Source organism: Flavobacterium nitrogenifigens, assembly GCF_003254565.1.
GTDB lineage: Bacteria > Bacteroidota > Bacteroidia > Flavobacteriales > Flavobacteriaceae > Flavobacterium > Flavobacterium nitrogenifigens.
This window is the reverse complement of the sequence record NZ_QJRI01000148.1, coordinates 1-26,873: the sequence shown is the minus strand read 5'-3', so window position 1 is coordinate 26,873 and position 26,873 is coordinate 1. Positions and strand designations below refer to the sequence as shown.

The 26,873-nt window shown below is 32.4% G+C and carries 26 protein-coding genes; 11 read left to right on the top strand and 15 right to left on the bottom strand.

The features are described from left to right. Window positions 1-134 precede the first annotated feature (134 nt). Window positions 135-2,075, bottom strand: a complete 1,941-nt coding sequence (locus DM397_RS01190; protein ID WP_111375810.1) for an oleate hydratase — start codon at window positions 2,073-2,075, stop codon at window positions 135-137. A gap of 158 nt (window positions 2,076-2,233) precedes the next feature. Beyond that, complete coding sequence (locus DM397_RS01185) at window positions 2,234-2,554, bottom strand: hypothetical protein (RefSeq protein ID WP_111375809.1); 321 nt, start codon at window positions 2,552-2,554, stop codon at window positions 2,234-2,236. A gap of 222 nt (window positions 2,555-2,776) precedes the next feature. Here DM397_RS01185 and DM397_RS24075 point away from each other — a divergent pair, with 222 nt between their 5' ends. Beyond that, the gene (locus DM397_RS24075) at window positions 2,777-2,908 is read left to right on the top strand and encodes a hypothetical protein (RefSeq protein ID WP_260402254.1); all 132 of its coding nucleotides are present in this window, start codon (window positions 2,777-2,779) and stop codon (window positions 2,906-2,908) included. Between the two features lie 87 nt (window positions 2,909-2,995). On the opposite strand, the gene DM397_RS01180 is transcribed toward DM397_RS24075, so the two are convergent. The 6 genes from DM397_RS01180 to DM397_RS01150 all read right to left on the bottom strand — a co-directional run bounded on the left by DM397_RS01180 (window position 2,996) and on the right by DM397_RS01150 (window position 9,322). Further along, entirely contained in the window at window positions 2,996-3,625 is a 630-nt protein-coding gene (locus DM397_RS01180; RefSeq protein ID WP_111375808.1) for a DsbA family oxidoreductase, read from the bottom strand. 459 nt (window positions 3,626-4,084) lie between these two features. Further along, the gene (dnaN, locus tag DM397_RS01170; protein ID WP_008469033.1) at window positions 4,085-5,203 is read right to left on the bottom strand and encodes a DNA polymerase III subunit beta; all 1,119 of its coding nucleotides are present in this window, start codon (window positions 5,201-5,203) and stop codon (window positions 4,085-4,087) included. Between the two features lie 108 nt (window positions 5,204-5,311). Beyond that, window positions 5,312-6,997, bottom strand: coding sequence for a gliding motility-associated ABC transporter substrate-binding protein GldG (gene gldG, locus DM397_RS01165; RefSeq protein ID WP_111375806.1), 1,686 nt, complete (start codon window positions 6,995-6,997; stop codon window positions 5,312-5,314). Continuing rightward, a complete protein-coding gene (gene gldF / locus DM397_RS01160) occupies window positions 6,997-7,722 on the bottom strand; it encodes a gliding motility-associated ABC transporter permease subunit GldF (RefSeq protein ID WP_111375805.1) in 726 nt (241 codons plus the stop codon). Before gldF ends, gldG begins: the two co-directional genes overlap by 1 nt. A gap of 149 nt (window positions 7,723-7,871) precedes the next feature. Continuing rightward, window positions 7,872-8,168: a putative quinol monooxygenase gene (locus DM397_RS01155; protein WP_095930016.1), complete on the bottom strand. Its 297-nt coding sequence runs from the start codon at window positions 8,166-8,168 to the stop codon at window positions 7,872-7,874. A gap of 326 nt (window positions 8,169-8,494) precedes the next feature. Continuing rightward, window positions 8,495-9,322, bottom strand: a complete 828-nt coding sequence (locus tag DM397_RS01150) for an SAM hydrolase/SAM-dependent halogenase family protein (protein WP_111375804.1) — start codon at window positions 9,320-9,322, stop codon at window positions 8,495-8,497. Between the two features lie 264 nt (window positions 9,323-9,586). Between DM397_RS01150 and DM397_RS01145 the strand changes: the two genes are divergently transcribed. The 8 genes from DM397_RS01145 to DM397_RS01110 all read left to right on the top strand — a co-directional run bounded on the left by DM397_RS01145 (window position 9,587) and on the right by DM397_RS01110 (window position 15,670). Then, window positions 9,587-10,537 carry a PhoH family protein gene (locus DM397_RS01145; RefSeq protein ID WP_008469028.1) on the top strand — a complete coding sequence of 317 codons (951 nt, stop codon included), beginning with the start codon at window positions 9,587-9,589 and terminating at the stop codon, window positions 10,535-10,537. Between the two features lie 146 nt (window positions 10,538-10,683). Next, the gene (locus DM397_RS01140) at window positions 10,684-11,370 is read left to right on the top strand and encodes a hypothetical protein (RefSeq protein WP_111375803.1); all 687 of its coding nucleotides are present in this window, start codon (window positions 10,684-10,686) and stop codon (window positions 11,368-11,370) included. A gap of 15 nt (window positions 11,371-11,385) precedes the next feature. Continuing rightward, window positions 11,386-11,748, top strand: a complete 363-nt coding sequence (locus DM397_RS01135) for a DUF1801 domain-containing protein (RefSeq protein WP_111375802.1) — start codon at window positions 11,386-11,388, stop codon at window positions 11,746-11,748. A gap of 137 nt (window positions 11,749-11,885) precedes the next feature. Beyond that, entirely contained in the window at window positions 11,886-12,716 is an 831-nt protein-coding gene (locus tag DM397_RS01130) for a Cof-type HAD-IIB family hydrolase (protein WP_111375801.1), read from the top strand. A 112-nt stretch (window positions 12,717-12,828) separates the two neighbouring features. Beyond that, window positions 12,829-13,422 carry a hypothetical protein gene (locus DM397_RS01125; RefSeq protein ID WP_111375800.1) on the top strand — a complete coding sequence of 198 codons (594 nt, stop codon included), beginning with the start codon at window positions 12,829-12,831 and terminating at the stop codon, window positions 13,420-13,422. Between the two features lie 87 nt (window positions 13,423-13,509). Then, a complete protein-coding gene (locus DM397_RS01120; RefSeq protein WP_111375799.1) occupies window positions 13,510-14,463 on the top strand; it encodes a phosphoribosylaminoimidazolesuccinocarboxamide synthase in 954 nt (317 codons plus the stop codon). 273 nt (window positions 14,464-14,736) lie between these two features. Continuing rightward, entirely contained in the window at window positions 14,737-15,117 is a 381-nt protein-coding gene (locus DM397_RS01115) for an ankyrin repeat domain-containing protein (RefSeq protein WP_111375798.1), read from the top strand. A gap of 151 nt (window positions 15,118-15,268) precedes the next feature. After that, window positions 15,269-15,670, top strand: a complete 402-nt coding sequence (locus tag DM397_RS01110; protein ID WP_111375797.1) for an ankyrin repeat domain-containing protein — start codon at window positions 15,269-15,271, stop codon at window positions 15,668-15,670. Window positions 15,671-15,725: 55 nt separating this feature from the next. On the opposite strand, the gene DM397_RS01105 is transcribed toward DM397_RS01110, so the two are convergent. Beyond that, a complete protein-coding gene (locus DM397_RS01105; RefSeq protein WP_111375811.1) occupies window positions 15,726-16,262 on the bottom strand; it encodes an SRPBCC family protein in 537 nt (178 codons plus the stop codon). A gap of 381 nt (window positions 16,263-16,643) precedes the next feature. On the opposite strand from DM397_RS01105, the gene DM397_RS01100 reads away from it, so the two are divergent. Next, window positions 16,644-17,024, top strand: a complete 381-nt coding sequence (locus DM397_RS01100) for an ankyrin repeat domain-containing protein (RefSeq protein ID WP_111375796.1) — start codon at window positions 16,644-16,646, stop codon at window positions 17,022-17,024. 165 nt (window positions 17,025-17,189) lie between these two features. On the opposite strand, the gene DM397_RS01095 is transcribed toward DM397_RS01100, so the two are convergent. From DM397_RS01095 to DM397_RS01070, 6 genes are all read right to left on the bottom strand, one after another. Next, window positions 17,190-20,288, bottom strand: a complete 3,099-nt coding sequence (locus tag DM397_RS01095; RefSeq protein ID WP_111375795.1) for an efflux RND transporter permease subunit — start codon at window positions 20,286-20,288, stop codon at window positions 17,190-17,192. 3 nt (window positions 20,289-20,291) lie between these two features. After that, on the bottom strand, window positions 20,292-21,377 hold the full coding sequence (locus DM397_RS01090) for an efflux RND transporter periplasmic adaptor subunit (protein ID WP_111375794.1): 1,086 nt from the start codon (window positions 21,375-21,377) through the stop codon (window positions 20,292-20,294). Window positions 21,378-21,389: 12 nt separating this feature from the next. Beyond that, window positions 21,390-22,637: a TolC family protein gene (locus tag DM397_RS01085; RefSeq protein WP_111375793.1), complete on the bottom strand. Its 1,248-nt coding sequence runs from the start codon at window positions 22,635-22,637 to the stop codon at window positions 21,390-21,392. Between the two features lie 84 nt (window positions 22,638-22,721). After that, on the bottom strand, window positions 22,722-24,083 hold the full coding sequence (locus tag DM397_RS01080) for a sensor histidine kinase (protein WP_111375792.1): 1,362 nt from the start codon (window positions 24,081-24,083) through the stop codon (window positions 22,722-22,724). Then, a complete protein-coding gene (locus DM397_RS01075) occupies window positions 24,080-24,760 on the bottom strand; it encodes a response regulator transcription factor (protein WP_111375791.1) in 681 nt (226 codons plus the stop codon). The genes DM397_RS01080 and DM397_RS01075 overlap by 4 nt, the downstream gene beginning before the upstream one ends. Before the next feature lie 63 nt (window positions 24,761-24,823). Continuing rightward, the gene (locus DM397_RS01070) at window positions 24,824-25,912 is read right to left on the bottom strand and encodes a M42 family metallopeptidase (protein WP_111375790.1); all 1,089 of its coding nucleotides are present in this window, start codon (window positions 25,910-25,912) and stop codon (window positions 24,824-24,826) included. 81 nt (window positions 25,913-25,993) lie between these two features. Here DM397_RS01070 and DM397_RS01065 point away from each other — a divergent pair, with 81 nt between their 5' ends. Continuing rightward, window positions 25,994-26,674, top strand: a complete 681-nt coding sequence (locus DM397_RS01065; protein WP_111375789.1) for a DUF4294 domain-containing protein — start codon at window positions 25,994-25,996, stop codon at window positions 26,672-26,674. The last annotated feature ends 199 nt before the right edge of the window (window positions 26,675-26,873 follow it).

Genomic DNA, 26,873 nt, shown 5'->3' with positions numbered 1-26,873 from the left:
AGAACAAGTGTCCCTACAAGACACATTGCAAAACATGATCCTCTATTTTTCTACCGATCAGATATTTCTAACAGAATATTATTTATTGCTCTAGATAAAGTAATTTAAATCATTTTAGAGTAATAATTCATAATTTAATCTTTAATTCCTTTTATCCAATCTTTAAATCGGTTTACTTGTTCAGCAATAAAAGATTCATGTTCTTCTTTATCTTCTTCAATTGGCGGCAAAACATGCTCAAAATAAGTGCCTCTAAGAACTTTATGCAGAATGCCTTCGCCCAAAAATGCTTTTCCGTCATTCAATGTTCTAACCGCTTTCAGTAAATGTCGAATATCATATTGTAGCGGATTAATATCTGGAACCTGTTTGTTCAAATTCAATAATTTGTAAACCGCAATTCTAGCCGTTCTAATAGAACTTTCCATTGTAAATACCACATCGTTATTCGTTTCTACAAATTGTCCAATTAAACCAAGATTTTTGCATCCTTCAGGAACAACTCTAGGACGGTCACCTTTTGCTCTTGGCATAAACATCGATGTGATGTAAGGCATAAAAGCAGTTTTAACAATTGTGTTTTCTATGATATTATCTAGTTTGTCTAAAATACCCAAATGGAAAGATAATTCAGTAAGAATTTCATCTCCCGTACATTCAGGCATTACTTTTTTAATGTAATTTCCAGGTTTGTCCATAAACAAGGCGTAAACCCAAAGTACTAAAATATCATCTGGCTGATCTGGAAAATGAGGCTGTCTGTTGCAGGTAAAACTCATTAGCCAATTAGAATCGGTAATGGTAATAATTCCTCCAGTAACTGTTTTTCCAGAGTACGGATCGTTTACCGAATATTCTTTTAGTTTCTCTACTAAAGCAGATGGTCTACAAGTAAGCGTAACCGATTCCCAAGATGATTTTTCGATATTAGAACAGAATTTTTCTGGTTTACCAAAAATAGGAGATTTGGCTGAGAGATTTTTCCATAACATCCATCCTGCACTTTTTCCGCTTGTTGAGTTGTCAATTTTAATAATTGGAGCCGTTTTATTATCTCCATAAAAAGTATCTTCGGTCATAGAACCAGTGGTCACAATTACAAAATCGTCTTTACTGATGGGATGTCTGGTTTCTTTTCCTTCGCGTTCAGTAATAATTCCTTCTACAATCTTACCTTCAGTATTGCTTTGAATTACTAAATCTTTGATTAAAGTGTGGAATTTTATGTTTACACCTTTTTCTTCAAGGAATTTTCGAAGTGGTGTAATAAAAGTATCGTACTGATTGTATTTCGGAAAAACTAAAGAAGAAAGATCGTTTAATCCGTCAATGGCATGCAGAAAGCGATGCATATATAATTTAAGCTCTAGTAAACTGTGCCAATTTTCGAAAGCAAACATAGTGCGCCAAAAGGTCCAGAAGTTACTTTCTAAAAATGTTTCGCTGAAATAATCTTCTATGGTCAAATCATCCAATTCGTCTTTTCTTTTTAATAGAAGTTTTACAATTGCAAGCTGATCTTTCTTATTTAAGCCAAATTTGCTAAAGTCTTTAATTTCTCCGTTTTTATGAATTAGCCTTGCTTTAGAATAATTAGAATCATTATCGTTGATTAATCGATATTCGTCTAAAACAGTGTAGGGAGGTGGCATTTCAAGAGCTGGAATATCTTGAAATATATCCCAAAGGTTTTCGTATGTCATATCCATTTCTCGACCGCCACGTATGATATATCCATCTTTCGGATTTCCTGCGCCGTCAAGTGAACCGCCATCAATATGAAGCTGCTCTAGAAAAGTGATGTTTTTAGCTGGAATTCTTCCATCTCGAATGAAATAATAAGCAGCCGCCATTCCGGCAATACCGCTTCCAACAATATAGATATTACTGTTTTCATACGATTTGAACGGAATTCCAATATTACGTTGGTAATTCCCAATCTGATCCGAAAACGGCATTGATTTTTCGGGGGTGTTTAATTGAGTTTCTGTGCTCGAATCTGGCTCGTGATTAACATTTCCGTAGGTTGTAGAATTGTTTAGGACTTTGTCAAATTTTGATGTAATATTCTTCATTTTCAAAGCTTTAGAAGTTGATTCAACTAAAATAAGCCTAAAATTTGAAAGATAATTCTTTTATTTTTAAGAATAAATTCGTATAATTTACTGATTATTAACTAGATGTAAATTTAGTTTTATCGGAAAGTTTTTTTAGAAAGTAACTATTGAATTTCTTAATATTTAAAATTCCTATATGGTAGGCAACTATATTTATCATTTTCATTATCTAAATTATAACTGTCATACGGATTCATGCCATCATAAGAAGAATAAGGCGTATTATCCTCAGCCAGATTTAGTCCGCTTTCTATGATTTCGCAACAATCATCAGAGAAATGATCGCATTGATTTCTGTAATGATTATCTTGATCTTGTCCCGAAGTAAATTCTTGATCCATAGCTTCATTTTCATGAGCCGTATCAATATGATTGGGTTTGCTGCATTTGTAATCATTTAATCTTGCAGTTTTTCTGTTTTTGGTATCTGTTCTCATGGCTGCTATTTTAAATTAGTAAATGTTTCAAAATGATATATACAAATTTGGAAATTAGCTGCTTAAAAAAATTATAAGATTTGCTTTTAATCTTACATGATTTGTTTGCAGTGATATTTTAAGTTAAGTCGTATTTTGTAAAATTCAAGTATGATTCTGTAAAATAAAGACTTACGTATTTTGCAACTTTGTATAACTAATAATTTAAAAAATTATAACATTATGGAAACTTCAAGAAAAGATTCGAAATCTGGAATGAAAGATTCTGGAAAAACTCAAAAATCTATGAATGGTTCTAGAGGAAAAAGCACTACAACAAAATCAACAGATTCAAAAGGTAGAGCTGGTCATTAATTTTTTTAGTTTATTGAAAAGACTAAATAATAAAAGCGTGCTGTTTATATATAGACAGCACGCTTTTAAATTTTGTAAGAGTAAAGTTTATTTTAAAACCTCTTGAATTGTTTTTACAAATGTTTCAACAGGCTGAGCACCCGAAACAGCATATTTTCTGTCAAATACAAAGAAAGGAACGCCTTGAACACCAATTTCGCCTGCTTCTTTAATATCTGACTGAACTTCTTTTAAGAATAAAGTATCGCTTTCCAATACCTCTCTAATTTCTTTTTCTTCTAAGCCGGCTTGAACTCCTAGTTTAATTAAAGTAAGACCGTTATTTAAATCTTCCCCGTCTGTAAAATAAGCTTTAAAGAAGATTTCTTCCATTTGATCCCCGAAGCCTTTTGTTTTAGCCAATTGAATAACTCTGTGAGCATTCAAAGAATTAGAGATAACCGCTTTGTCAAAGTTATAATCCAGACCAACACTTTTAGCGCGTTCTGCGACACCTTTGTGCATTTCTTTAGATTGCTCAATTGACATGCCTTTTCTTTCTGCCAAGAACGTATAAACGTCCATATCAGGCTCCGACGTAATCGTTGGATCAAGCTGAAAGCTTTTCCATTCAATTTCAAACTGATTATTTGGAAAATCTGCTAATGCAGTTTCCAATTGTCTTTTTCCGATATAACAAAACGGACACATGATGTCCGACCAAATTTCTATTTTCATGTTACAAAGATACGGAAAATTGTTGTTTCAAGTTTTAGGTTTCAAGTTTCAGGTTGATATGCTTTGTGTTTTTCTAACCGCAAAGCTCGCAAAGGTTTTACGCAAAGGTCACAAAGTTTTGTTTTTTCCAAAGCCTTTTATAAAGGAGATAAGTTCACAAAGCTTTGTGTTCTTAGTATTCTAAAACAATCCTAAGCAAGAATCTTAGCGAACTTTGCGTAAAACCTTTGCGTACTTTGCGGTAAAAATTATACGCATAGTATATCAACCTGAAACCTGAAACTTGAAACTTGAAACCTCAAACAAAAACAACCTCAAATAAAAAACCGCAACTCTTTATGGGAATTGCGGTTTCTAGGTATAAAAAATGGTTGGTTAATAGCGATATCTTTTTTTTACAATGATAGATCTTTTATTTAAAACTAAAAAATATCCCTGTAACAGAAAGAAACTTTAATGTTAACTATTTAACATTACAGGCATTACCAACATAGTAACTGTTTCTCCCTCTTCTAAACCATCTACTGGCGTTAAAATACCAGCTCTATTTGGTAATGACATTTCAAGCATAATCATGTCAGATTGTAGGTTTGTTAGCATTTCAGTTAAGAAACGAGAGTTGAAACCAATTTGTAAATCATCTCCTTGATAATCACAAGTCAATCTTTCTTCAGCTTTGTTTGAGTAGTCAATATCTTCTGCAGAAACATTTAATTCTGCTCCAGCAATTTTCAAACGAATTTGGTGTGTAGTTTTGTTAGAGAAAATCGCAACACGTTTAACAGAACTTAAGAATAAAGAACGGTCAATCATTAATTTGTTAGGATTTTCTTTTGGAATTACCGCTTCGTAGTTCGGGTATTTTCCATCGATTAAACGACACATTAAGATATAATTGTCAAATGAGAAAGTCGCATTTGAATCGTTGTATTCGATTTTTACTTCAGCATCAGAAGTTCCTAAAATACTTTTTAAAATGTTTAATGGTTTTTTAGGCATAATAAAATCTGCAACTTGAGATGCTTTTACATCTGTACGAGCATATTTTACCAATTTATGAGCATCTGTAGCAACGAAAATTAATCCCTCTGGCGAAAACTGGAAGAATACTCCAGACATTACTGGACGTAAATCATCGTTTCCAGCAGCAAAAATAGTTTTGCTTACTGCGGTTGCCAAAACTTCTGCAGGAACAAGAGTTACAGATGGATCTTCAAGACTTACTGCTTTAGGGAATTCTTCTCCGGCAGCATAAGCCAATGCATATTTACCAGAATTTGAGCTAATCTCTACTGTGTTGTTATCTTCAACTGTAAAAGTTAACGGCTGTTCTGGGAACGTTTTTAAAATTTCAAGCAAAAGCTTAGCTGGAACAGCTACACTTCCTTTACTTGTAGAATCGATCGATAATGTAGCTGACATTGTCGTTTCAAGATCTGAAGCCGAAACGGTCAACTCATTGTTGTTTAGTTCAAATAAAAAGTTGTCTAAAATTGGCAACGTATTATTACTATTGATTACACTACCTAAAACTTGTAATTGTTTTAATAAGTACGAACTCGATACTATAAATTTCATCTGTTTTATTTTATTTTTTTGATGGATGCTTTAGCAAATAAAGGGCTAAATATACGGATTACAAATATATCTTAAACTATCCAAAGTATTACATTTTTTTATTAACATCTATTTGCTGTATTTTCTTTTTCTTACAAAGGTGAAAACTAGTCCGAAAACCAATAAAATTAGAATTGGAACTCCGATAGTTATGAATTGCGTAAAGGTATAGCTTTCATAAACTTTTTCTTTGTCTAATAAAGGCAGTTCAACATCTTTACTTCTAATGTTAATAAGTCCTGTATCATCAAGAAGATAATTGATACAATTCATGATGAAGTCTTTATTGTCGTATAATTGGCCAGTTCTTTGATCATAGCCTAATTCTACTGGCATCATGTTTTTGTCCAACTGATTTCTTGCAATATCCCCGTCAGCAATAACAATCATTTTGTTTGGTTTTCCTTGTGCTGTAAACGAATTGTCTTTGAAAGGCAGAATTCTATTTTCGAAAGCAGAATGAAATGAACCTTCCAATAAAACAGCAAGCGGTTTATTTCCTTTATTTAAATAGTCCTGCGGAGTTGTTTTCTCGGTAACCATGTTCAGATTTACTTCTACAGGAGAACCAATTGTTTTAGAATATTGAGAAGATTGTAATAATACGGTTTTCTTAATTCCATTTTTCAAAGTGTCAATCGGATTCGCAAAATCAAATTTAATTCCACCTAAATTCTTAACAATCGGATGCTGGCTCGTTGGATAAACCTGTGGAGCAAATTTCCAGATAAAATCCTGATATTGTGTGGCACTTCCTTGTTCGCCAGTTGCTAGTTTGATAGGGCTTCCTTGCTCATCTTTAATCAAATCAGGATTAATTCTGAATCCATATTTAAAGAACATATCGTTTAGATTTAAATCTCTTGGATATGCCAAAGTCGCACCCATATCATTGTATAAACTGTCCATATCGGCAGCCACTTGGTCAATTAGCCAAATGGTTTTTCCGCCGTTCATAATAAACTGATCCAATACTTCTTTTTCTTCATCAGAGAATTTTTCTGTTGGTTTAGAAATAATGGCTAAATCGTATTTTTTTAATGCATTTAAAGTTCCGTTTGGATCTTTTGCAACAGAATCTAAAGTGAAAGGTCCAATATAATAGCTCTCACGAATTTGCATCAACATTTTAGCAACGTGAATTTCGTTCAATTCGCCGTTTCCTTTTATGATGGCAACTTTTTTCTGCTTGTTTTTAGTAACTTTATTGATGGCGTCAGCAATAGAATATTCTAAATGCTGAATAGAACCAATTACTTTTTGTGTAGTAGAAGATCCCATTATATTTTTCAACAACGGAATATTAACCTCTTTGTTATTGTAGACTGCAACAGCCCAAGGAAAAACCATTGCTTGAGATTGTTTTCCTTTATCATCAACCGTAATATTTACAGGAGTCAATCCTTTCTGGAAAAGTGATTTTGTCAGTTCCTCGCTTTCATCTTCATTTTCTAACGGATCAACAAATTCGAAAACAATATTGCTGTTGTAAGCTTGAAATTCCTCTAATAGCTGTTTGGTTTCCTGCTGTAAACGTCTAAAATCTGCTGGAAGATCGCCAGCCATATAAATCTTTATAGAAAGCGGATTTTGAACCTGTTTTACAATTCCTAACGAAGTTGGCGATAAGGTATAACGTTTGTCTTTGGTTAAATCAAAACGATGAAAAAATAAGGTTCCGAAAACATTTAATACAACTAAAATAAAAATAGTGATGCCTAATGCCTTTAAATTATGTTTAGTAGATAGTTTCATTAGGCTTTAAAAGATTTTAATTGGTAAACAGTAAAAGACAAAAAAGCGATCGCAATGCTTAAAAAGTAAATAATATCTCGAGTGTCAATTACACCGCGGCTCATACTTTTAAAGTGATTTTGCATTCCTAAAACCGAAATGAAATTGTTTGAACCTGGAATTAATGTGGCTAGACCTTCAAAACCAAAATAAAAGAAAAAGCATAGGAAAACGGCAATAATAAAAGCCACAATCTGATTTTCTGAAAGGGTAGAAGTGAAGATTCCGATTGCTGAATAAGAAGCAATTAAAAACAATAATCCGAAATAAGAACCAATTGTGCTTCCCATGTCGATATTGCCTTCTGGCAAACCTAAATCTGAAATTACTTTTACATAAATTAAAGTTGGAATTATCGCTAGTATGATCAGTAAAAATGAACCAAAGAATTTACCATTTACTATTTCCCAGATTGATAAAGGTTTTGTCAAAAGTAATTCTAAAGTTCCTTGTTTTTTTTCATCAGAGAAACTTCTCATGGTTACGGCTGGAATTAAGAAAATTAAAATCCAAGGTGCTAGAGTAAAAAACGGAGTTAAATCGGCATAACCGGTATTTAGAATATTATAATCTCCTTCGAATACCCATAAAAATAGTCCGTTGCTGATTAAGAATATCGCAATGACCAAATAGCCAATTGGAGAACCGAAAAAGGATTTTATTTCTCGTAAAATTATAGACTTCATATATTTTGTTTCAAGTTTTTTTTAACCGCAAAGAACGCAAAGTTTTACGCAATGTTCGCAAAGTTTTTTACTTAAAGCTTTGCGAACTTAGCGTTTTATACAAAGTTTTTTAAGAAGAAAACTTGCGTTCTTTGCGGTTAAATATCATTTTAATTTAAGCTTACCAGTTTGTCAACACTCCAAGCTTCTGGTTTTGCATTGAATAGTTTTTTTGTAAAATCCCAAACGGTATTAAACAGTTCAGAGTTTCTGTAATTTTCTAAATCTTCTTCGGTTTCCCAGTAACTGTAAGTGAAAAAGATGCATTTGTCATTTTTGTCCTGATACAATTCTAAAAAACGATTTCCTTCTGCATTTCGTATTTTCTCTTTCACCGATTCAAAATTCTCTAGAAAATCGGGAATTTTTTCTTCGTGAAAACTCATTTTTACTATTCGAACAAACATGTTTGTAATTTAAGATTTTAGACTGTTGATTTTAGATTTTTTGAATTATCTAAAGCATTACAGGTGCGCAAAAATACCAAAATAGATTATTGTTTTAAATAAAAAATGAAATATTATAAATATCGATTTTTAGATTCTATTTTCACAGTATTTTTCAAACATAACCCGTGGTTTCAACCACGGGAAACGTTGAGTGATATGCGTTGTGTCCCCGTGGTTGAAACCACGGGCTATATTTCAAATTAAAAACAATAAAAAATCTGCTCATCCAGCAAAATCTGCGAGAGAATTAAACAAAAATCTGAATTCTAAAATCTAAAATTAATTTAGGAGAATTTAATCGTAATCACATCGCGATAATTCAATCCAAGCAAACTATTTGCAGAACCCACTTTAGAAGGGTTGCTTCTGAAAATGGCAATTTCAAGAAAACCAGCTTCATTAAAAATCGCTAATTTTTCTCCTTCATAAGTTTTAATCGGGTATTTGTCAGAAGTTGCAATTGCCGAATAATTAGGAAGAATCGTTTTGATGCTCTTTGGATTCATTACAATTTCATACGGACGTCCGCGCGAAATTTCTAAGAATTGTTTTTTAGAAATATTAGTTACAACGTTTCCAAAATGATCAATGTAAATGATGTTTCCTTTTATAGAATTTCCGTCATCAGCAACTAGAGCTTGCAGTTCGGTCGCTTCTTTAATAGATTGAATTTCTTTTCCAATTACATTTAGCAAACCGCCTTTTGATAAGTGAGAAGCGACCTGAATAAAGATATCCAAATCTGTAGCTTCAATCGGGAAACGATCATGAATGTTAATTGCCACAATCTTTTGTGGAACGATTTTCTGCGTAAGCATACTTAAGATTCCGTTATCGGCGCAAATAAAGTAGTGATCGTTCCATTGCATAGCAACATGTTGGTTCTCTTTATTGCGTTCAATATCAACACCAATAAGGTGAACAGTGCCTTTTGGGAAGCTCATATAAGCTGCGCCAATAATGTAACTTGCTTCGGCAGTATTAAAGGGATCAATGTCATGAGAAATGTCAACGATTTGAACCTCTGGATTTTCAGATAGTATTTTACCCTTCAGCGACCCCACAAAGTGATCTTTCAAGCCGTAGTCTGTAGTAAGGGTAATTATTGACATATTTTTGTTTATAACTATTGATAGTATTTAAATCTAATTTTCATTAAATTTGAGAAATGCAAAGCTAATAATAGTAAACACAAATTGAAAGAAAGAAAAGACAAATTGTGATTTTTAAAGTATTTGCAAGTTACAATATTCAAAAACACTAATTTAAGTTTTATGAGAATGAAATTGAAAGCTGAGTTTGATTATTGTGATAAATAAAAAAGACCCGACAACCACTAAATATTAAAAGGAATTTTTAATTTAAAACTACTTCATTTGAACGAAAGAATAATCGAGCTAGTAGATATTGCACCCAAAGAATTTTGGGGCGCGCAAGACAGCCATTTAGAAATAATTAAAAAGTATTACCCAAAGCTTAAAATCGTAGCGCGAGGGACAACTTTAAAAGCATTTGGCGAAAAAGAAGTTTTAGACGAATTCGAAAAAAGATTTCAAAGATTAATGCTTCACTTTACACGTTACAACAATATTGACGATAATGTAATTGAGCGTGTAATAATGAGTGATGGTCAGGACGAAAAGAGAGCTTACGATCATGACAAAATCTTAGTTCATGGTGTTGGCGGTAAGATTGTGAAGGCAATGACTCCAAATCAGCAATTGCTGGTTGATACTGTAAAAAAGAACGATATGGTTTTTGCAGTAGGTCCTGCCGGAACAGGAAAAACGTACACAGGAGTTGCAATGGCAGTAAAAATGCTAAAGGATAAGGAAGTAAAAAGAATCATTCTAACGCGTCCTGCAGTTGAAGCAGGTGAAAATCTTGGTTTCTTGCCTGGAGATATGAAGGAAAAACTTGATCCTTACATGCAACCGCTTTATGACGCATTACGCGATATGATTCCGAATGAAAAACTCGAAGATTATATCCTAAAAGGAATTATTCAAATTGCACCTTTGGCTTTCATGCGTGGACGAACTCTTGACAATGCTTTTGTAATTCTTGACGAGGCTCAGAATACGACTCACTCACAAATGAAAATGTTTTTGACCCGTATGGGAAAAAATGCCAAATTCATGATTACTGGTGATCCAGGTCAGGTCGATTTGCCACGAAGAACAATTTCTGGTCTTAAAGAAGCGCTTTTGGTTCTAAAAGACATTGAAGGCATCGGAATTATTTATCTGGATGATAAAGATATCGTGCGCCACAGATTGGTTAAAAAGGTAATCGATGCTTATAAACAAATTGAGAATCACGATTAATTATAAATTATAGTGAAATGTTAAATGTAAATCGTGAATTGTGTTTTAACATTTATTAATATTCGTTTTGTATGTTTTCTTTTGAAAAGTGCAAAACGAATATTTTTTTATTATCATTGAAGAAAGAATCATGCGATTAAAAAAGAATGGAAAGTAAAATTATTTTGATTGTTGGTCTACTTTTTTTTGCGGTTAGGTTTTATGCCCAAAAAAGAGAGGAAGATAAAACAGAAAGAAAAATAAATAAATTAACTGGAAAGGAAATTGTTCAAGAATTAAACAGATTGAATTTTTTCAATTTAACCGATAAAAATGATTTGAAAATTACAAGAAATGAATTTGAAAAATCTTATGATAAATTGAATTTCTTTGAAGGCCAAATGAGAGAAGATTTAAGTTTTACAGATAATAGATTTTATTTTATTGATTCTGAAACATTGTTTGAAGGAGAAGGATTAATTCAATATTTAGAAACCGTTCAAGTTTTATTTGATAAGATAAATTTAAAACTAGTAATATCTGAAGAATTTGAATCTCAAACGGAAAAACATTTACTGCATAAGATAAAATTAAATGGAAAAGAATATATCGCTTTTGATAATGATTTTGGAAATTACGATTGGACAATAGCGTATTTATATTTTGTAGAGATGCTAAATGATCAACTTAAAATACAAGGAAGTGATGAGCAATTTTATCCGATTAGCTCAGGTAACGATGGGAAAATTGTATTGCTTACGAGAGATCAATTTCATTTTGTTAAAAAGCATTATCCAAACGATAAAGAGCATCCAAAAGAAATTGCTGAGTGGAAAGAAGAATTTGGATACTAGATCTGATTTGAAAAAATGAAACAACTAGACTATTTCTACCTAAACCAAGAAGAACCCATAAAAGGAATATTTCTCGCATTAAAAGAAATCATATTAAAACAAGATCAAGACATTACCAATACTTTAAAATACGGAATGCCATTTTTCTCTTATAAAGGAAAAATGTTCTGCTATTTATGGATTCATAAAAAACTCAAACAACCTTATATCGGAATCGTTGAGGGAAAACATTTTGATGAGTCATTCCTTGTTCAAGAAAATCGTTCGAGAATGAAAATCATGATGTTCGATGTTAATGAAAATTTGCCTTTGAAACAAATTGAAGCAGTAATTCAGAAAGCCATAAATTTGTATAAAAATGGAATTGTTAAGATTTAATTGTTTAAAACGTATAATTTAACGGAATAGTTAAATAAATAATAAACTTACCTCAAATCTAGCTTTCAAAGCGTGTAATCTTTGGCTAAACGGTCTTAAAGCTTTAAATTTGCATTTCATCGAATTTGACAATTAATATGACAAAACTTAAAAATATAAAAGCGGTTGTAAGTGACCTTGACGGAACTTTGCTCAACCCACAACACCGAATTTCAGAATATACCAAATCAGTTTTTCAGGAACTTCATAATCAAGGTTACCTAATTGTGGTGGCTACAGGACGTCATCATCTTGATGCGTTGGCTATTATAGATACACTTGAAGTGCCAGTTTACCTTGTAAGTTCTAATGGAGGAAGAATCCATTCGCCAAATAAAGAAGAACTTTTTGCTTTTAATTTAGACAGCGATGTGGTTAAAGCGGCCTTAAATATAGAAATCGATCCAGATGTTACGGTTGTGTTATTCAAAGAAAATGTTTGGCAGACTAATAAATGGAATGAAAGATTAAATTCTTTTCAAGCCGATTTAAAATATCGTCCTGAATTGGTCGATTATAAAACAATTGAAGATTTTAAAGCGATCAAGATTTTTTTCTCTTGCGAGAGTCATGAAAAATTGGTAAAAGTAAGAGATGCTGTTTTAGCAAACTCTTCAGAACATTTGCATCACGCTTTTAGCTTGCCAACTTGCTTAGAATTTATGGACAAATCTGTAGACAAGGCAGTTGCAATTGAAAAAGTGTTAGAAAAAGAAGGCTTTACTTTGGATGAAGCTATTTCGTTTGGAGATGGTTTTAATGATTTACAAATGTTGTCTGCAACTGGAAAAGGTCTGATTATGGGAAATGCGCCTTCAATTTTAAAAGATGCTTTGCCAGATTTGGAGGTAATTAAAACAAATGCAGAAGATGGTGTTGCAAAATATATTGTGTCTAAAATTTTAGATAAAGAATTTGCAACAAGTTAATTAATAGTATTTTATGTTCAGATTGTTGCTGAATACTAAATAATAGTTATTTTTATAAGAGCTAATTCACAGAGAATTAGCTCTTATTTTTTTAACCTTAATTATTTTAACCATGAAAAAATTTCTACTTCAAGCTGAACGAAACTTGATTTCGGGAGCATTAGTTTTATTACCGCTTTTAGTTTTTTTTATTCTATTGGGAAAAGTCTGGAAGTTTTTTCAGAATTATGGAGAAAAATTTGCACACTTCCTGCGATTAGATTTGATATTAGGAAAATACGCTACCGATATTGTAGGCGGAATGATTTTGGTGGTTTTAATTTATTTGAGCGGTTTTTTGATGCGTTTGTCTATTTTAAAAAGATTTACCAATTGGGTAGACGAGAAGCTGATGATCTTTTTGCCAGGTTATGAAAAAAATAAAAAAGAAGCAGAAGAAAAACTTTTGAAAAGAAATCATGAGCCTAAACCCGTTACAGATTTGCCTATTTTATTTAAAAACGGAGATTTTTGGCAACCCGCACATTTAATTGAAGAAGATGAAAATGGCTCAGCTGTAATTTTTATTCCAAATGCGCCAGCTAAAGATCAAGGACAAATTTTAATCGTCAAATCGACCGATTTTAAAAAACTATCAGATACGACACTTGGTAGTCTTGACGCATCAATAAAATCTTTTGGTAAAGGAATTTTGAGTTTTAAATAATTCACTAAAATTGAAGTAATATTTTCTTTGTTTGCTCTGCCAAATAGTTTTAAATTTGCCTTCATAAAAAAACAACACAACTAGATAATGAGTAATACAATCACAACTACAAATTTTAATTTCCCGAACCAGAAATCAGTTTACCGCGGAAAAGTTAGAGAAGTTTACAATATTAACGACGAACTTTTAGTAATGGTGGCTACCGATAGACTTTCGGCTTTTGATGTAGTTTTGCCAAAAGGAATTCCGTACAAAGGACAAATCTTAAACCAGATTGCAACAAAATTTATGGAATTGACACAAGATATCGTTCCAAATTGGCTGATTGCTACTCCAGATCCAAACGTTGCTGTTGGACATTTATGTGATCCTTTTAAAGTAGAGATGGTTATTCGCGGTTATTTGTCTGGCCACGCAGCTCGCGAATATGCAGCTGGAAGAAAACAAATCTGTGGTGTAACTATGGCTGAAGGCTTAAAAGAAAACGATAAATTTCCTGAGCCAATTATTACGCCAACTACAAAAGCAGATAATGGTTCTCATGACGAAGACATTTCTCGTGAAGATATTTTGGCAAAAGGAATTGTTTCTGAAGAAGATTATTTGGTCTTAGAAAAATATACTAGAGCTTTGTTTCAAAGAGGAACTGAAATTGCAGCAAAACGCGGATTGATTTTAGTAGACACAAAATACGAGTTCGGTAAAACCAAAGATGGAGTTATTGTTCTAATAGACGAAATTCACACTCCAGATTCTTCTCGTTATTTCTATGCTGACGGTTATGCTGAAAGACAAGAAAAAGGTGAGGAACAAAAACAGTTATCTAAAGAATTTGTTCGTCGTTGGTTAATCGAAAATGGTTTCCAAGGAAAAGACGGGCAGCAGATTCCAAATATGACAGATGAATATATTGAATCAGTTTCTGAAAGATATATTGAATTATACGAAAATATTTTAGGAGAAAAATTTGTAAAAGCTGATATTGCCAATATTGATCAGCGTATTGAAAAAAATGTATTAGAATATCTTTCTTCAAAATAATAAACTTGAATTTAAACTAATTTAAAATTTATAATGAAAAATGCCCTGCTGTACGTCTTACAGTAGGGCATTTTCTTTTGATATAACTAATTAGCAATAGAAAATCTAACTTAAAATTTATAGAAAAACATGATTCAGTAGCTTTAATTGAGCATTTGAGTTATATTCTAGAAATTTTATCATTTTTTTTCATTTTTGATGCAACGTTTTGTGCATAGTGAGCGTCTAACAAGTAATCATCACAATCATTAATCATTAAACAAGCAATCAATCATGAAAAAAACAGTAATCGTTTTCGGAACGGCTTTGGCCGTATTTGCAAATTTTGCAACAGCTTCTAATTTTAAGTTAGAAAGTAAAAATCAAATTGAAATTCCTCTTGATTTAGCATCGCCTTTACATTTAGCGGTATGTAATGGAGATATTGAAACCGTAAAGAAAAGCATTGAATATGGTGCAGATGTAAACAAAATTGTGCGCAATATGACGCCTTTAATGCTTGCAGCTCGTTTTAACAATGTCGAAATCGTAAAACTTTTATTGGCAAATGGAGCTAAACCGTCAATAGAAAATAGTCATGGACTTAGAGCATTAGATTATGCACGATATGCCAAATCAACAGAGTCTGCAGAGATTTTGAAAGGGCTTAGGTAAAAAATTAAGAGCAAAAGAAAGAAATGAAAAGCATCATCTTATAGAAAGGATGATGCTTTTCTTTTTTTTCAAAAATGTGCAACCTAGTTCTTTCTTTAGTCGTCTAAAATAGAAATATTTCATCATCAATCATTAAAAAAAAACAATCATTATGAAGAAAGCAGTAATTATTTTAGGAGCAGTTTTCATTTTTACGTATGAGTCAGAAGCGTCAACTTACCAGTTAAGTATCAAAAATCAAAGAGAACATTTAATTTATTCAAATTCTCCTTTTCATCTAGCTATAAGCAAAGGTGATCTCGAAAGCGTAAAGATATTTATATCTTATGGTGCCGATGTCAACAAAATTGTCAATAATATGACACCTTTAATGGTAGCAGCAAGATTCAATCAAGTCGAAATTATCAAAATTTTACTCGAAAAAGGAGCAGATCTTTCAATTGAAAATGATAGAGGACTTACTGCCTTGCATTTTGCAGAGTTTGGAAAATCTACAGAAGCGATATCTATTTTAAAAGAAAAAAAGAATAGAAGCAGTAAAAAACGTAAATAAAAAAAATGCAACTCAAAATAATGGAGTTGCATTTTTCTTTTTAGAAATTTCTGAATTATTCCATTTTATCTTTTAAATTCTCTAGGCCTTTTTGTAAATCGTTTCCAATCATTTGATCCATTCGTAATAGGGGAAGCATAATATTTGTAGGATAGGGAATTACGCCGCTAATTCCCCATTTTACTTTTGTCTGGTTTTCAGAAATCGGTTCTGTAGACATAAACCCTACAGCAGTGTCCTCCATTGGCTTTTTAAAACGAAGTGCAAAATCTAAACGTCTGTTTTCTGTAATTTTTGTGATTTCCTGTTCACCAACGCCAACTTCTTTTACGTTACTTTCCCATGAAGAAACAGAACCAATCATGCCGTCAATTCCTCTATAACGAACTTTCATTTTTGGATCCATATTTGCCCATACGCTAAACTCATTTTGGTTTTTTAGGGAACGAACATATTTAAAAATGCTATCAGCTGGTTTGCTAATTGTAATTTCTCTTTCTACCGAATATTCTTTCGGCATAAAATAAGCTGCAATTAAAACAATTGAAATAAGTAAAATTAAAATAACTAAAATTCTTTTAATAAAAATCATGACTCTTGGATTTAAGGTCATTATTCTTTTGGTTGGTTTTATTGTGAAGTCCAGAATTATAAGGCTTTAGTAATAAAGTGTTATTGTTTTGATTTTTAATGATATAGTAAATTTAAAGAATTATTTTATGTGTTGGAAGAACATTGATTTTAAAAAGAGTAAAAAAAATAAGATTTATTGTAACATTTTTTCATTTCGGTAGTCTATTATAGTAAAATCAATAATTTGATAACGTTCAGGTTCTTTAATTAGCGTTTTATTAAGTAAATGTTAAGAATTGGTTAAAACATGGTACTTTGTAATACATAATACGATAAAATAATTTACCTTTACATCATCAAATTAAAATCATCATCAATCATTTAATAAACATCAATCATTATGAAAAAATCAGTTATTTATTTAGGACTAGCCCTAGTAACATTTGGAAATGTAGCAATGGCTTCAAACGAAATTTCAGCTATTAAAAAAACAGTTGAGCTTAAAAGTTATGTAGGAACTCCTTTAAATGTTGCTATTAGTAAAGGAGATCTTGAAACCGTTAAAAAATTTATTGAATACGGCGCGGATGTAAACCAATTATCTGAAGATTTTACTCCTTTGATGACGGCTGCACTTTACAATAAACACGAAATCATAAAAGTTTTATTGGCTAATGGAGCAAAACCTAATACTAAAAATGAAAAAGGTTATACAGCATTAAAATATGCACAAGGATCAAATGCTACGGAAGCAATTGCGCTTTTGAAAGATTTGAAATAACAGTTTAAAAGTTTTGAGTTAGTAAAAATGACCTTTCTGAGCAAAAGGTCATTTTTTTTGTTTTAAATAAATTTAGATTCAACAAAAAAGCATCATTACGAGAATGATGCTTCTTCTTTTTTTAAATCCCAACAAATTGATTTAAAACTAAATATTTTAATTGTTTTATTCTATTGGCACATGTTTTTTTCTGTTGAATATCCAGAATAAAATTGGAAATACTAAGAGAGTTAAAACAGTTGCTGTCATAAGCCCGCCGATAATTACAATAGCAAGCGGTTTCTGTGATTCTGATCCAATTCCTGTAGAAATTGCGGCAGGCATTAATCCGATTGAAGCCATTAAAGCTGTCATCACTACTGCTCTGGTTCTGGCTTTTACTCCTCTAAAAATAGATTCTTCGAGAGAATACTTCGCTTTCAGATTATGATGAAATTCGGATATTAGAATAACTCCATTTTGAATGCAAATTCCGAGAAGCGCTATAAATCCAACTCCGGCAGAAATTCCGAAATTCATTCCTGTGATATGCAGTGCAATAATACCTCCAATGATGGCAAAAGGGACATTGGCTAAAACAAGAAGTGAATCTTTAAAATTACCAAACAGAATAAATAACAGCACAAAAATTCCAATTAAACTTATTGGCACAACTTGCGCCAGACGTGCACTTGCACGAACTTGATTTTCAAATTCACCTGTCCATCCTGTCGTATAACCAGCAGGAAGTTTTAACTGATTTACTTTTTGCTGTGCTTCGGCAATTGTACTTCCTAAATCTCGATCACGCACTGAGAATTTTACTCCAATAAAACGTTTGGTATTATCTCTATATATAAAAGCTGGACCCGTAATAGTTTTAATATCGCAGATTTCTTTTAAAGGAATTTTGATTCCGCTGATGGTTGGAACTTTAATTTCTTCCAGATCTTTTTCATCTTTTCGGTATTCTTTAGAAAAACGAACACGAACATCAAATTTCTTTTCATCTTCATACTTTTCAGTTGCTGTTTTTCCTCCGAAAGCTAATTCTAAAACTGCTTGTGCATCGCTTAAAGTTACTCCATAAGCAGCCATTTTTTCACGATCTAGAATTACGCTTATTTCTGGCTGGCCAACATTTCTCAAAATTCCAACATCTTTTATACCTGGAATATTTTTAATTTGTGCTAAAACCTCATTAGCGAGCTGATCTAATTTATTTAAGTCATCACCATAAATTTTTACAGCATTTGAAGCTTTAAATCCTGCTACCGATTCTGCAACGTTATCAATTACAGGCTGAGAATAATTATATGTGATTCCCTGATGCACTTTAAGTTTATTATCCATTTCATTAATCAGATCATCCATAGAAATTTTACGTTTCCATTCTGCTTTTGGCAGTAAGTCAACTTGAAGCTGGATAAATCCAAAACCATTCGGGTCAGTTCCATCGTTGCTTCGCCCGGTTTGAGATAAAACTTTTTTAACTTCAGGAAAACTTTCTAAGTCTTTTCTAATCATTGATGCTGTTTTCACACTTTCAGGTAGCGAAGTACTCATTGGTAATTCTGCAGTAACCCATAAAGCTCCTTCGTTTAATTGTGGTAAAAATTCTGTTCCTAAGAATCCAGCTGAAAAGAAAACAGCGGCCAGTAATCCCGTAGACGCAATTAATGTTTGTATTTTATGTTTAAATGTCCATTTAAAACCTTTACTGACAATTCGATCCCAAAAATTCACAAACGGATTATGTTTTTCTTTTACATTTTTATTTAATAAAATATGAGAAAGAACCGGAACCAAAGTCAAGGTAAAAATAAGTGCTCCTAATAAGGCAAAACCTAATGTAAAGGCTAGGGGAGAGAACATTTTTCCTTCTACTTTCTGGAAAGAGAAAATAGGTAGTAAAGCCGTAATAATAATCAGTTTGGAGAAGAAAATAGCTTTACCCATTTCTGTTCCTGTCTTCTTAATCAGACTTCCTTTAGCAATTTTATTAAACTTCTCCATTCCCAGCTGATGCGCTCGATGGTCTAAAACCACAAACAGACCTTCAACCATTACGACGGCTCCATCTATAATAATTCCAAAATCGACCGCACCTAAACTTAATAAGTTGGCGCTCATTCCCATCATTTTAAGACATAAGAATGCAAATAATAAAGAAAGCGGAATAACAATGGAAACTGTAAAAGTAGTCCTCCAGTCGGCCATAAAAAGAAATACGACAACAGTAACCAGAATAATACCTTCAAATAAATTGTGCATTACGGTTTCGGTTGTGAAATTCATCAAATTATCACGATCGTAAAATGTTTCAATTTTAATGTCTTTTGGCAAAACATTATCATTAAGATCTTTGATTTTGGCTTTTATTAAAGCAAGCGTTTCCTGCGGATTTTCGCCTTTTCGCATTACCACAATTCCTTCAACGGCGTCGTCATTATTTCCAATACCTGTTTGACCTACTCTAGGCATCGAGCTTTCGTAAACATCAGCTAAATTTTTAACTAAAATTGGATTTCCTCCAGCATCATCAACAATAATATTTCCAATATCTTCTTTCGACTTTAACAAACCAACTCCACGTACAACAAATGCTTGTCCGTTTTTCTCAATAACGTCACCACCAACGTTTAAGTTGCCAGCATTTACAGCATTATAAACTTGCAAAGGTGTAATGTTGTATTTAGCCAATTTGATTGGATCAACTCCAACTTCATAAGTTTTAGTTTGACCTCCAAAAACGTTTAAATCGGCAACACCAGGAAGAGAACGCAATTGTTTATCGATAACCCAGTTTTGGTAAGTCAATAATTCTCTACTGTCTCTGCTGTCACTTTTTACAATATATCTAAAAATTTCACCCGTTGGACCGTATGGTGGCTGTACGTCTGGCTCAACATCATCCGGGAGAGAAACATTTTTAAGTAAATTGTTTACTTGAAAACGGGCAAATGTATCGTCAACTCCATCGTCAAAAATAATTTTAATTACAGAGAGACCAAACATGGTAATACTTCTAACGCTTGTTTTTTTCTGAACGGAGTTCATCGAAATCTCGATCGGAGAAGTCACAAAACGTTCTACTTCTTCGGCACTTTTTCCGTTCCATTGCGTAATGATAATAATCTGAGTATTGGTAACGTCTGGAAAAGCATCAATAGGCATATTTTTGAATGAAATGAATCCAGCAACAGCCAATAATCCAACCCAAAAGAAGGTAAATGCTTTATTCTTTAGCGAAAAAGCAATAATATTTTTTATGAATTTGTTCATGTCTTAATTATTTAAAGCACCATAAATAAATAGCTGATTGTTGGTGATTACTTTTTCATTTTCTTTTAAACCACTTGAAAGGTAGGTAGTGTCTCCAACCACTCTATAAACTTCTACTTGTCTGGTTTCAATGTTATTTCGGTCTTTAAATACCACGACAAAGTTTTTGCTTTTATCAAAAACGATAGCTTTACTAGGCACGGCTATCATAGATTGATTTTCATTAAAAGACAGTTTTATATTGGCGTTCATGTCAGGCTTAAGCATATAATCTGGATTGTTTAGCTTAATTCTAGCCTGCATTGCTTTCGTTTCTGGATCAATTACATTGTAGATTTTATCTACTTTTCCGTAAAACGCTTTGTCAGGATAACTCAAAGTGGTTACTGTAGCACTCGTTCCCAATTTTACTTTATTAATATCAATTTCATTAATATTAGCCATTGCCCAAACTTCGCTGATTTCTGCAATGTCAAATATGTTTTCAGAGCGGTCATTTCGCAAAAGCATATCTTGATTGATACTCTTCTGAATAATAAAACCACTTATTGGTGCTGTTACTTCATAAATTGAACCCGCTTTGATGTTGTAAATTTTATAGGTTTCCTGAATTTTGCTTAATTGAGACTGCGCTTTATTTACTTCAGATTTTGCCTGAAGAACATCGCTTTCAGAATTCAGTTTACCGTCAAATAATTCTTGCGCTACTTTTAAGTTGTTTTTAGCCACAAGCAAATCGCTTTTTGCATCAATAGATTGTTTTTCAAAATCAGCAACATCGGTACTTTTTATAGTAGCAAGAACTTGTCCTTTCTTAACATAATCACCAAGTTCGACATTTACTTTCATTACATTTCCACCAACCAACGGATAAACATCAATCATTTTATTGTTGTCAGCCGTGATTTTTCCGTAAAAGCTAAGTTCGTTTTTTAACGGTTGAGTTGTAGCTTCGGCTGTGGTAGTGCTTTTAAGCATAGTATCACTCAAAACAAAAGAGGTATTTGTCTCAGGATTTTCAACTTCTTTTTTGCAGCTCGTAAGAGATAAACCTGCTAGTGCAATTCCGATGAATAATATATGTTTCATTTCTGTAGTTTTTTAAAATAAATCTTTGTTGATGGTGCTATTTAGTTCTTCGCCTGCGATTACTACTTTTTTCTTTAATTCGTTTAACTGAATTATCGCCTGATTGTAGCTTTCCATAAAATCGGTAAATTCTAAAAGGCTTACGTTTCGTTTTTGAAAATTGGTAAGCATTCCATTATAAACCGCTTCAAAATCTGAATTTACGGTTGGTTTTATCACGCTGTAGTTTTGTCTAGATTCATCCCATTTTGTCCATGCCGATGTAATTTCTGTTTGCAGTTGCAGTTCAAAATTTTGCTTTTCAATTTTAGACTGTTCCAAAATGGTTTGGGCGTACTTAATATTTCCTTTATTTTTATTCCATAAAGGAAGCGGAATACCAATGCTTACATTGGCTTCTTTGTTGAAAGCTCCACTTCGCTGGTCATAATTGGCACCAAGAGTAAGATCTGGAACAGAAAGCGATTTTTGCCATTTTACATTTAATTCATTCGCATCAATTTCTTTTTGCTTGGCTAAATAATCTGGGCGATTTGCAATAGCTTGTTCTTCAAAGCTTTTAAGATCAAAATCGATTATTTTTAAGTATTTATTTGAGTCGTCTTTGCTTACAACTGGAATTACATTTTCAGTTTCATTTAAAAGCAATTTCAAATTAGCCTGTTCTTCGATATTGTTATTTATAACTTCTAGACGCTCATTTTTAAAATTCAGATATAACGACTGTAATCGAACAACATCTTTCAAAGGAATATTTCCTTTCTGAGCCTGAACAGAATAAGAGTTAATTAAGTTTTCGATGTGAGCCAATTGCTTGTCGGTGTTTTCAAGATTCTTAGTATTATAATACACCGTATAGAAGCTTTTACGCAATTGCAGTTTTAAGGTGCGTAAGACATCATTAAATTGTAGTTCTGCCAATTGGGTATTGGTTTGAGCTAACTTAACCTCGTTACGTTTTTTTCCTCCAAGATAAATAAGCTGTTCGATGCTAAATGCTTTTTGACCTTCTTTGCCAATATCAAAAAACTTTTCCCTTTCAGGATTATAAGCATTCAATTCGGCAGTTATCGTTGGATTATCCCAAATACGAGCCTGAATAGTGAGCGCTTTTGCGGCATCAATGTTATATTGGGATGCCAGTAAAAATAGGTTTTTTTTCAAAAATTGACTTTCGCAGTCTTGGAGAGTAAGTGATTTTTGTGCTATTGCAGCTTGATTTAAAAGTGCAAATAACAGCAATGCGAATAACTTTTTCATTGTATCATCTTTAAGTTGTACAAATATGCTATCAACAGGCTTTAAGAGAGCTTAAAATCTACCTTAAAAATAGCTTAAAATTGTTTACAAATTAAAAAATAACTGAAATAAATTCGTGTTAATATTTGGTATAGAGTAAGTTATGTTTGATTTGTGCAATATAAGTATGCGCTGCACAATTCTTAAACCAAGCCCAAAACCAGAAGTGCCTTTTGAGTTGTGGCCACGCATAAAAGGCTGAAAAAGGTTCTTTTGTTCTTCTTCGTTTAAAGTTTCTCCGGTATTGGATACAGAAACGATTAGATGATAATGATCGGTGCTTATTTTTACTTTTGCCTGTTTATTGTCTGAATAGACACAGGCATTTTTTAAAATATTGGTTAAAGCTATTTCTAAAAGATTTTTATTTCCTTTTATTTCTAAGGCAGTATCAAGATCTTCGCTTTCTTCCATTTCAAAAAGAATAACAAAATCGGGGAATGCTTTGTTTATTTTTTCGATCGAAGAAAATAGAATTTCATCTATTCTCTGCACTTCATGATGATCTGCTTTTCTGTTATCAATTTTTGAAAGGATAAGCAGAGAATTGATTAATTCACTTAAATGATTGACATCGGCCAAAATTGAGTTTAAAAAGGACTTGTTTTTTTGTTGAAGCTCTGGTTCAGCCATAGCATTTTCTATCTGAGAAGTCATTCTAGATAGTGGTGTTCTCAGTTCATGCGATGCGTGGGCAGTAAATTCTTTTTGTTTTTGATACGAAAGTTCGATACGATCCATCATGAAATTAAACTCATCCGCAATTAAATCAATTTCATTTTTAGTGCTTTTAGATTCAATTCTAGTATCGAGATTATTTTCGTTTATGTTTTTTATTTTCTGATGAAAAGCATGAAGCGGATTCATAGCCTTTCTAACCATAAATGAAGTTAACAGCCAGCAAACACAAGTAAAAAAGATGTATGATATAATTAAAGTATATCTCAAGAAAAGTAACTTTTTCTTGCCATAATCATCGGTGGCAGAAATTAAAGCATAAAAATCTTTGTCGTTCGTATCATAGAAAACGCCATAAACTTCATAATCGCCCTGTTGTTTAAAAAAAGTTTTATTCTTTTTAAGGTATTTTAAATCATCAACAGACCAATTGATTTTGGCATCATCAATACTGCTATAAATCAGTTTGTAATTAGAATCAAAAACCAAAGTCTTTTCATCATACAGTTTGTTGATAGAATTTTGGTCTATTATTTTTAAGAGCTGATTATCGACTTGTTTTACATTAACTAATAGCTTGATGTTCGATAGAGCTTTGATTTCTAATCGATCCCGAAACTCTTCTTTTCGATAATTGGAATATAAAATGAATATCACCGTAGATGCCAATCCAAAAAGGATGGTAAACAGTAAACTTACTAAAAGTGATATTCTATTTTTTAATGTCATTCCTGATCGCTTAAGTAATATCCGTAACCTACTTTAGTTCTGAGAAGTTTGACATCATGTTCTTTATCAATCTTTTTTCTTAAAAAATTAATGTAAACCTCAATAGTATTCTGATTGGTTTCTATATGATAATCCCAAAGTTTTTCTGCTATAAACTGTTTAGAAAGCACTTTTCCTTTGGCATGTGCCAAAATCAAAATCAATTTGAATTCTTTCGGAGTAAGCTTAATTTCTTCGCCTGCTCTAAAAACTTTCATATCTTCTTCAAAGATTTCTAAATCTTTAATGACGATTTTACTTTCTGTCTGTTGCGGAACTTCTTTTCTCCTTAATAAAGATTGGACTCTTGCATACAATTCATCAAAATGAAATGGTTTCACAAGATAGTCATCGGCACCATTATCAAAAGAAGATAACTTATCTTCAATTTCGCTAAAAGCAGTAAGCATTATGATTGGCGTCTTTTTGTCGATTTCACGAATCCCTTTACAAACGTCAATTCCGTTTATTCCAGGAACGTTGATATCAAGAATAATCAAATCATATTCGTACGGAAAGTACTTTTTAAGAAGCAAAGAACCATCATAATAAGGAACACACTCGAATTCTTTTGAAGTAAAGAATGCGGAAATTTCTTTTGATAAAGTAAAATCGTCTTCGAGCAGTAATATTTTCATATGAGGTTTTATAAGTTGCAAATCCGATTTAATAGCTCAAATCGGATTTACATTAAAAGTATATTAGTTAAAATAAGAAAAAGTCTCGTTGTTCTCAATTTTCAACAAAGCTTCATAAATAAGCTGAATTACATTTTCAACATCATCTCTATGAACCATTTCTACAGTAGTGTGCATATATCGTAACGGGAGCGAAATTAATGCAGATGGCACACCTCCATTACTATAAGCAAAAGCATCAGTATCTGTACCCGTTGCACGCGAAGTAGCATGTCTCTGAAACGGAATTTTTTTCTCCTCAGCAGTATCAACAATCAAATCGCGCAATTTATTCTGAATAGCAGGAGAGTAGCCAATAACAGGACCTTTACCCATTTTAAGGTCGCCTTCAACCTTTTTATCAATCATTGGAGTAGTGGTGTCGTGAGTAACATCAGTCACAATAGCCACATTTGGTTTTATGCGATGCGCAATCATTTCAGCTCCTCGCAGACCAATTTCTTCTTGAACAGAATTTACAATATATAAACCAAATGGAAGTTTTTTGTTGTTTTCCTTTAATAATCGAGCAACTTCAGCAATCATGAAACCGCCCATTCTATTATCGATTGCACGACAAACAAACTTATTCTCGTTCAAAATCATAAATTCGTCTGGATATGTAATTACACATCCAACATGAACACCTAATGCTTCAACTTGCTCTTTGGTTTCACATCCTAAATCAATAAAAATATTACTTAATTTAGGAATCTCTTCCTTGTCACGCAAACGGGTATGAATAGCGGGCCATCCAAAAACACCTTTCACAATTCCGTTCTTAGTATGAATGTTTACTCTTTTAGAAGGAGCAATCTGATGATCAGAACCCCCATTTCGTATTACATATATTAAACCATCTTCTGTAATATAGTTTACATACCATGAAATTTCATCTGCATGTCCTTCAATTACAACTTTGTAAGGAGCATCTGGATTGATTACACCAACAGCCGTTCCGTAAGTGTCTGTAATAAAAGCATCTACATAAGGTTTTAAATAATTCATCCAAAGTTTTTGTCCCTCACTTTCGTAACCTGTTGGAGAAGCGTTATTTAGGTAGCTTTCTAAAAATGCTATTGAAGTATCATTTAAGATAGATTTCGTACTCATAAAAATATTTTTTTGCTAAAATATAAATTTGGTATCAGAGTTGTGTATAAATATATAATTTTACATTTAAATTATGATTCAATGAGACTAACCACCTTTTTATTTATACTCTTAGTTTGTTTTTCTTCCAAAGCCCAAGTTACTCCTAAGGAAAATGAACAAATGGGATACATATTAACAGAGAAAGATTCTATTCTCGCTGACACTATTCAATTGCCAGAAATAATTATTTCAAAAGGGCAAAAGATGAGTCCAGAAGAAATGAAACAATTTCAGATTCTTCAAAACAGAGTATATAAAGTATATCCTTATGCTAAACTTGCGGCAGAACGATTAACTGCATTGAATAACGGAATGGCGCGTTTAAAAACCAGCCGAGAGAAAAAGAAGTATTTTAAGATTGTAGAAGATTATTTAAACAACGAGTTTGAAGAAAGGCTTAAAAAACTCTCTAGGAAACAAGGGCAGATTTTAGTGAAATTGATTCATCGTCAGACAGGAATTACAACCTACGAGTTGATTAAAACTTTAAAAAGCGGATTCAAAGCCTTTGTTTCTAATACAACGGCCAATTTATTTGATATAAGTTTAAAAGAGGAGTATAAGCCATATGATGTAAACGAAGACTACTTGATAGAAACAATCTTGGTTCGAGCATTTGAATCTGGCCGATTGGTAAATCAGAAGCCAGCGAGTCCCGTAGATTATGAAGATCTATCAGAGAAGTGGCAACAAAAAGCAAAAGATTTAAATAAGAAGTAATTTTATATACATATATATTATAGTATAGCAACCCGACAGGTTTTAAAAACCTGTCGGGTTTGTTTTTGTATATATAAGGAGAAAGCCTCGATTGTTAGGCTGAGCGTAGCGAATCGCATCCAGTTTTGGGATCTGGAATTTGAAAGATTGGAATTTCAATGTTAATTAGGAGCTATTTCCCGCTATCCGCTTCAATCTT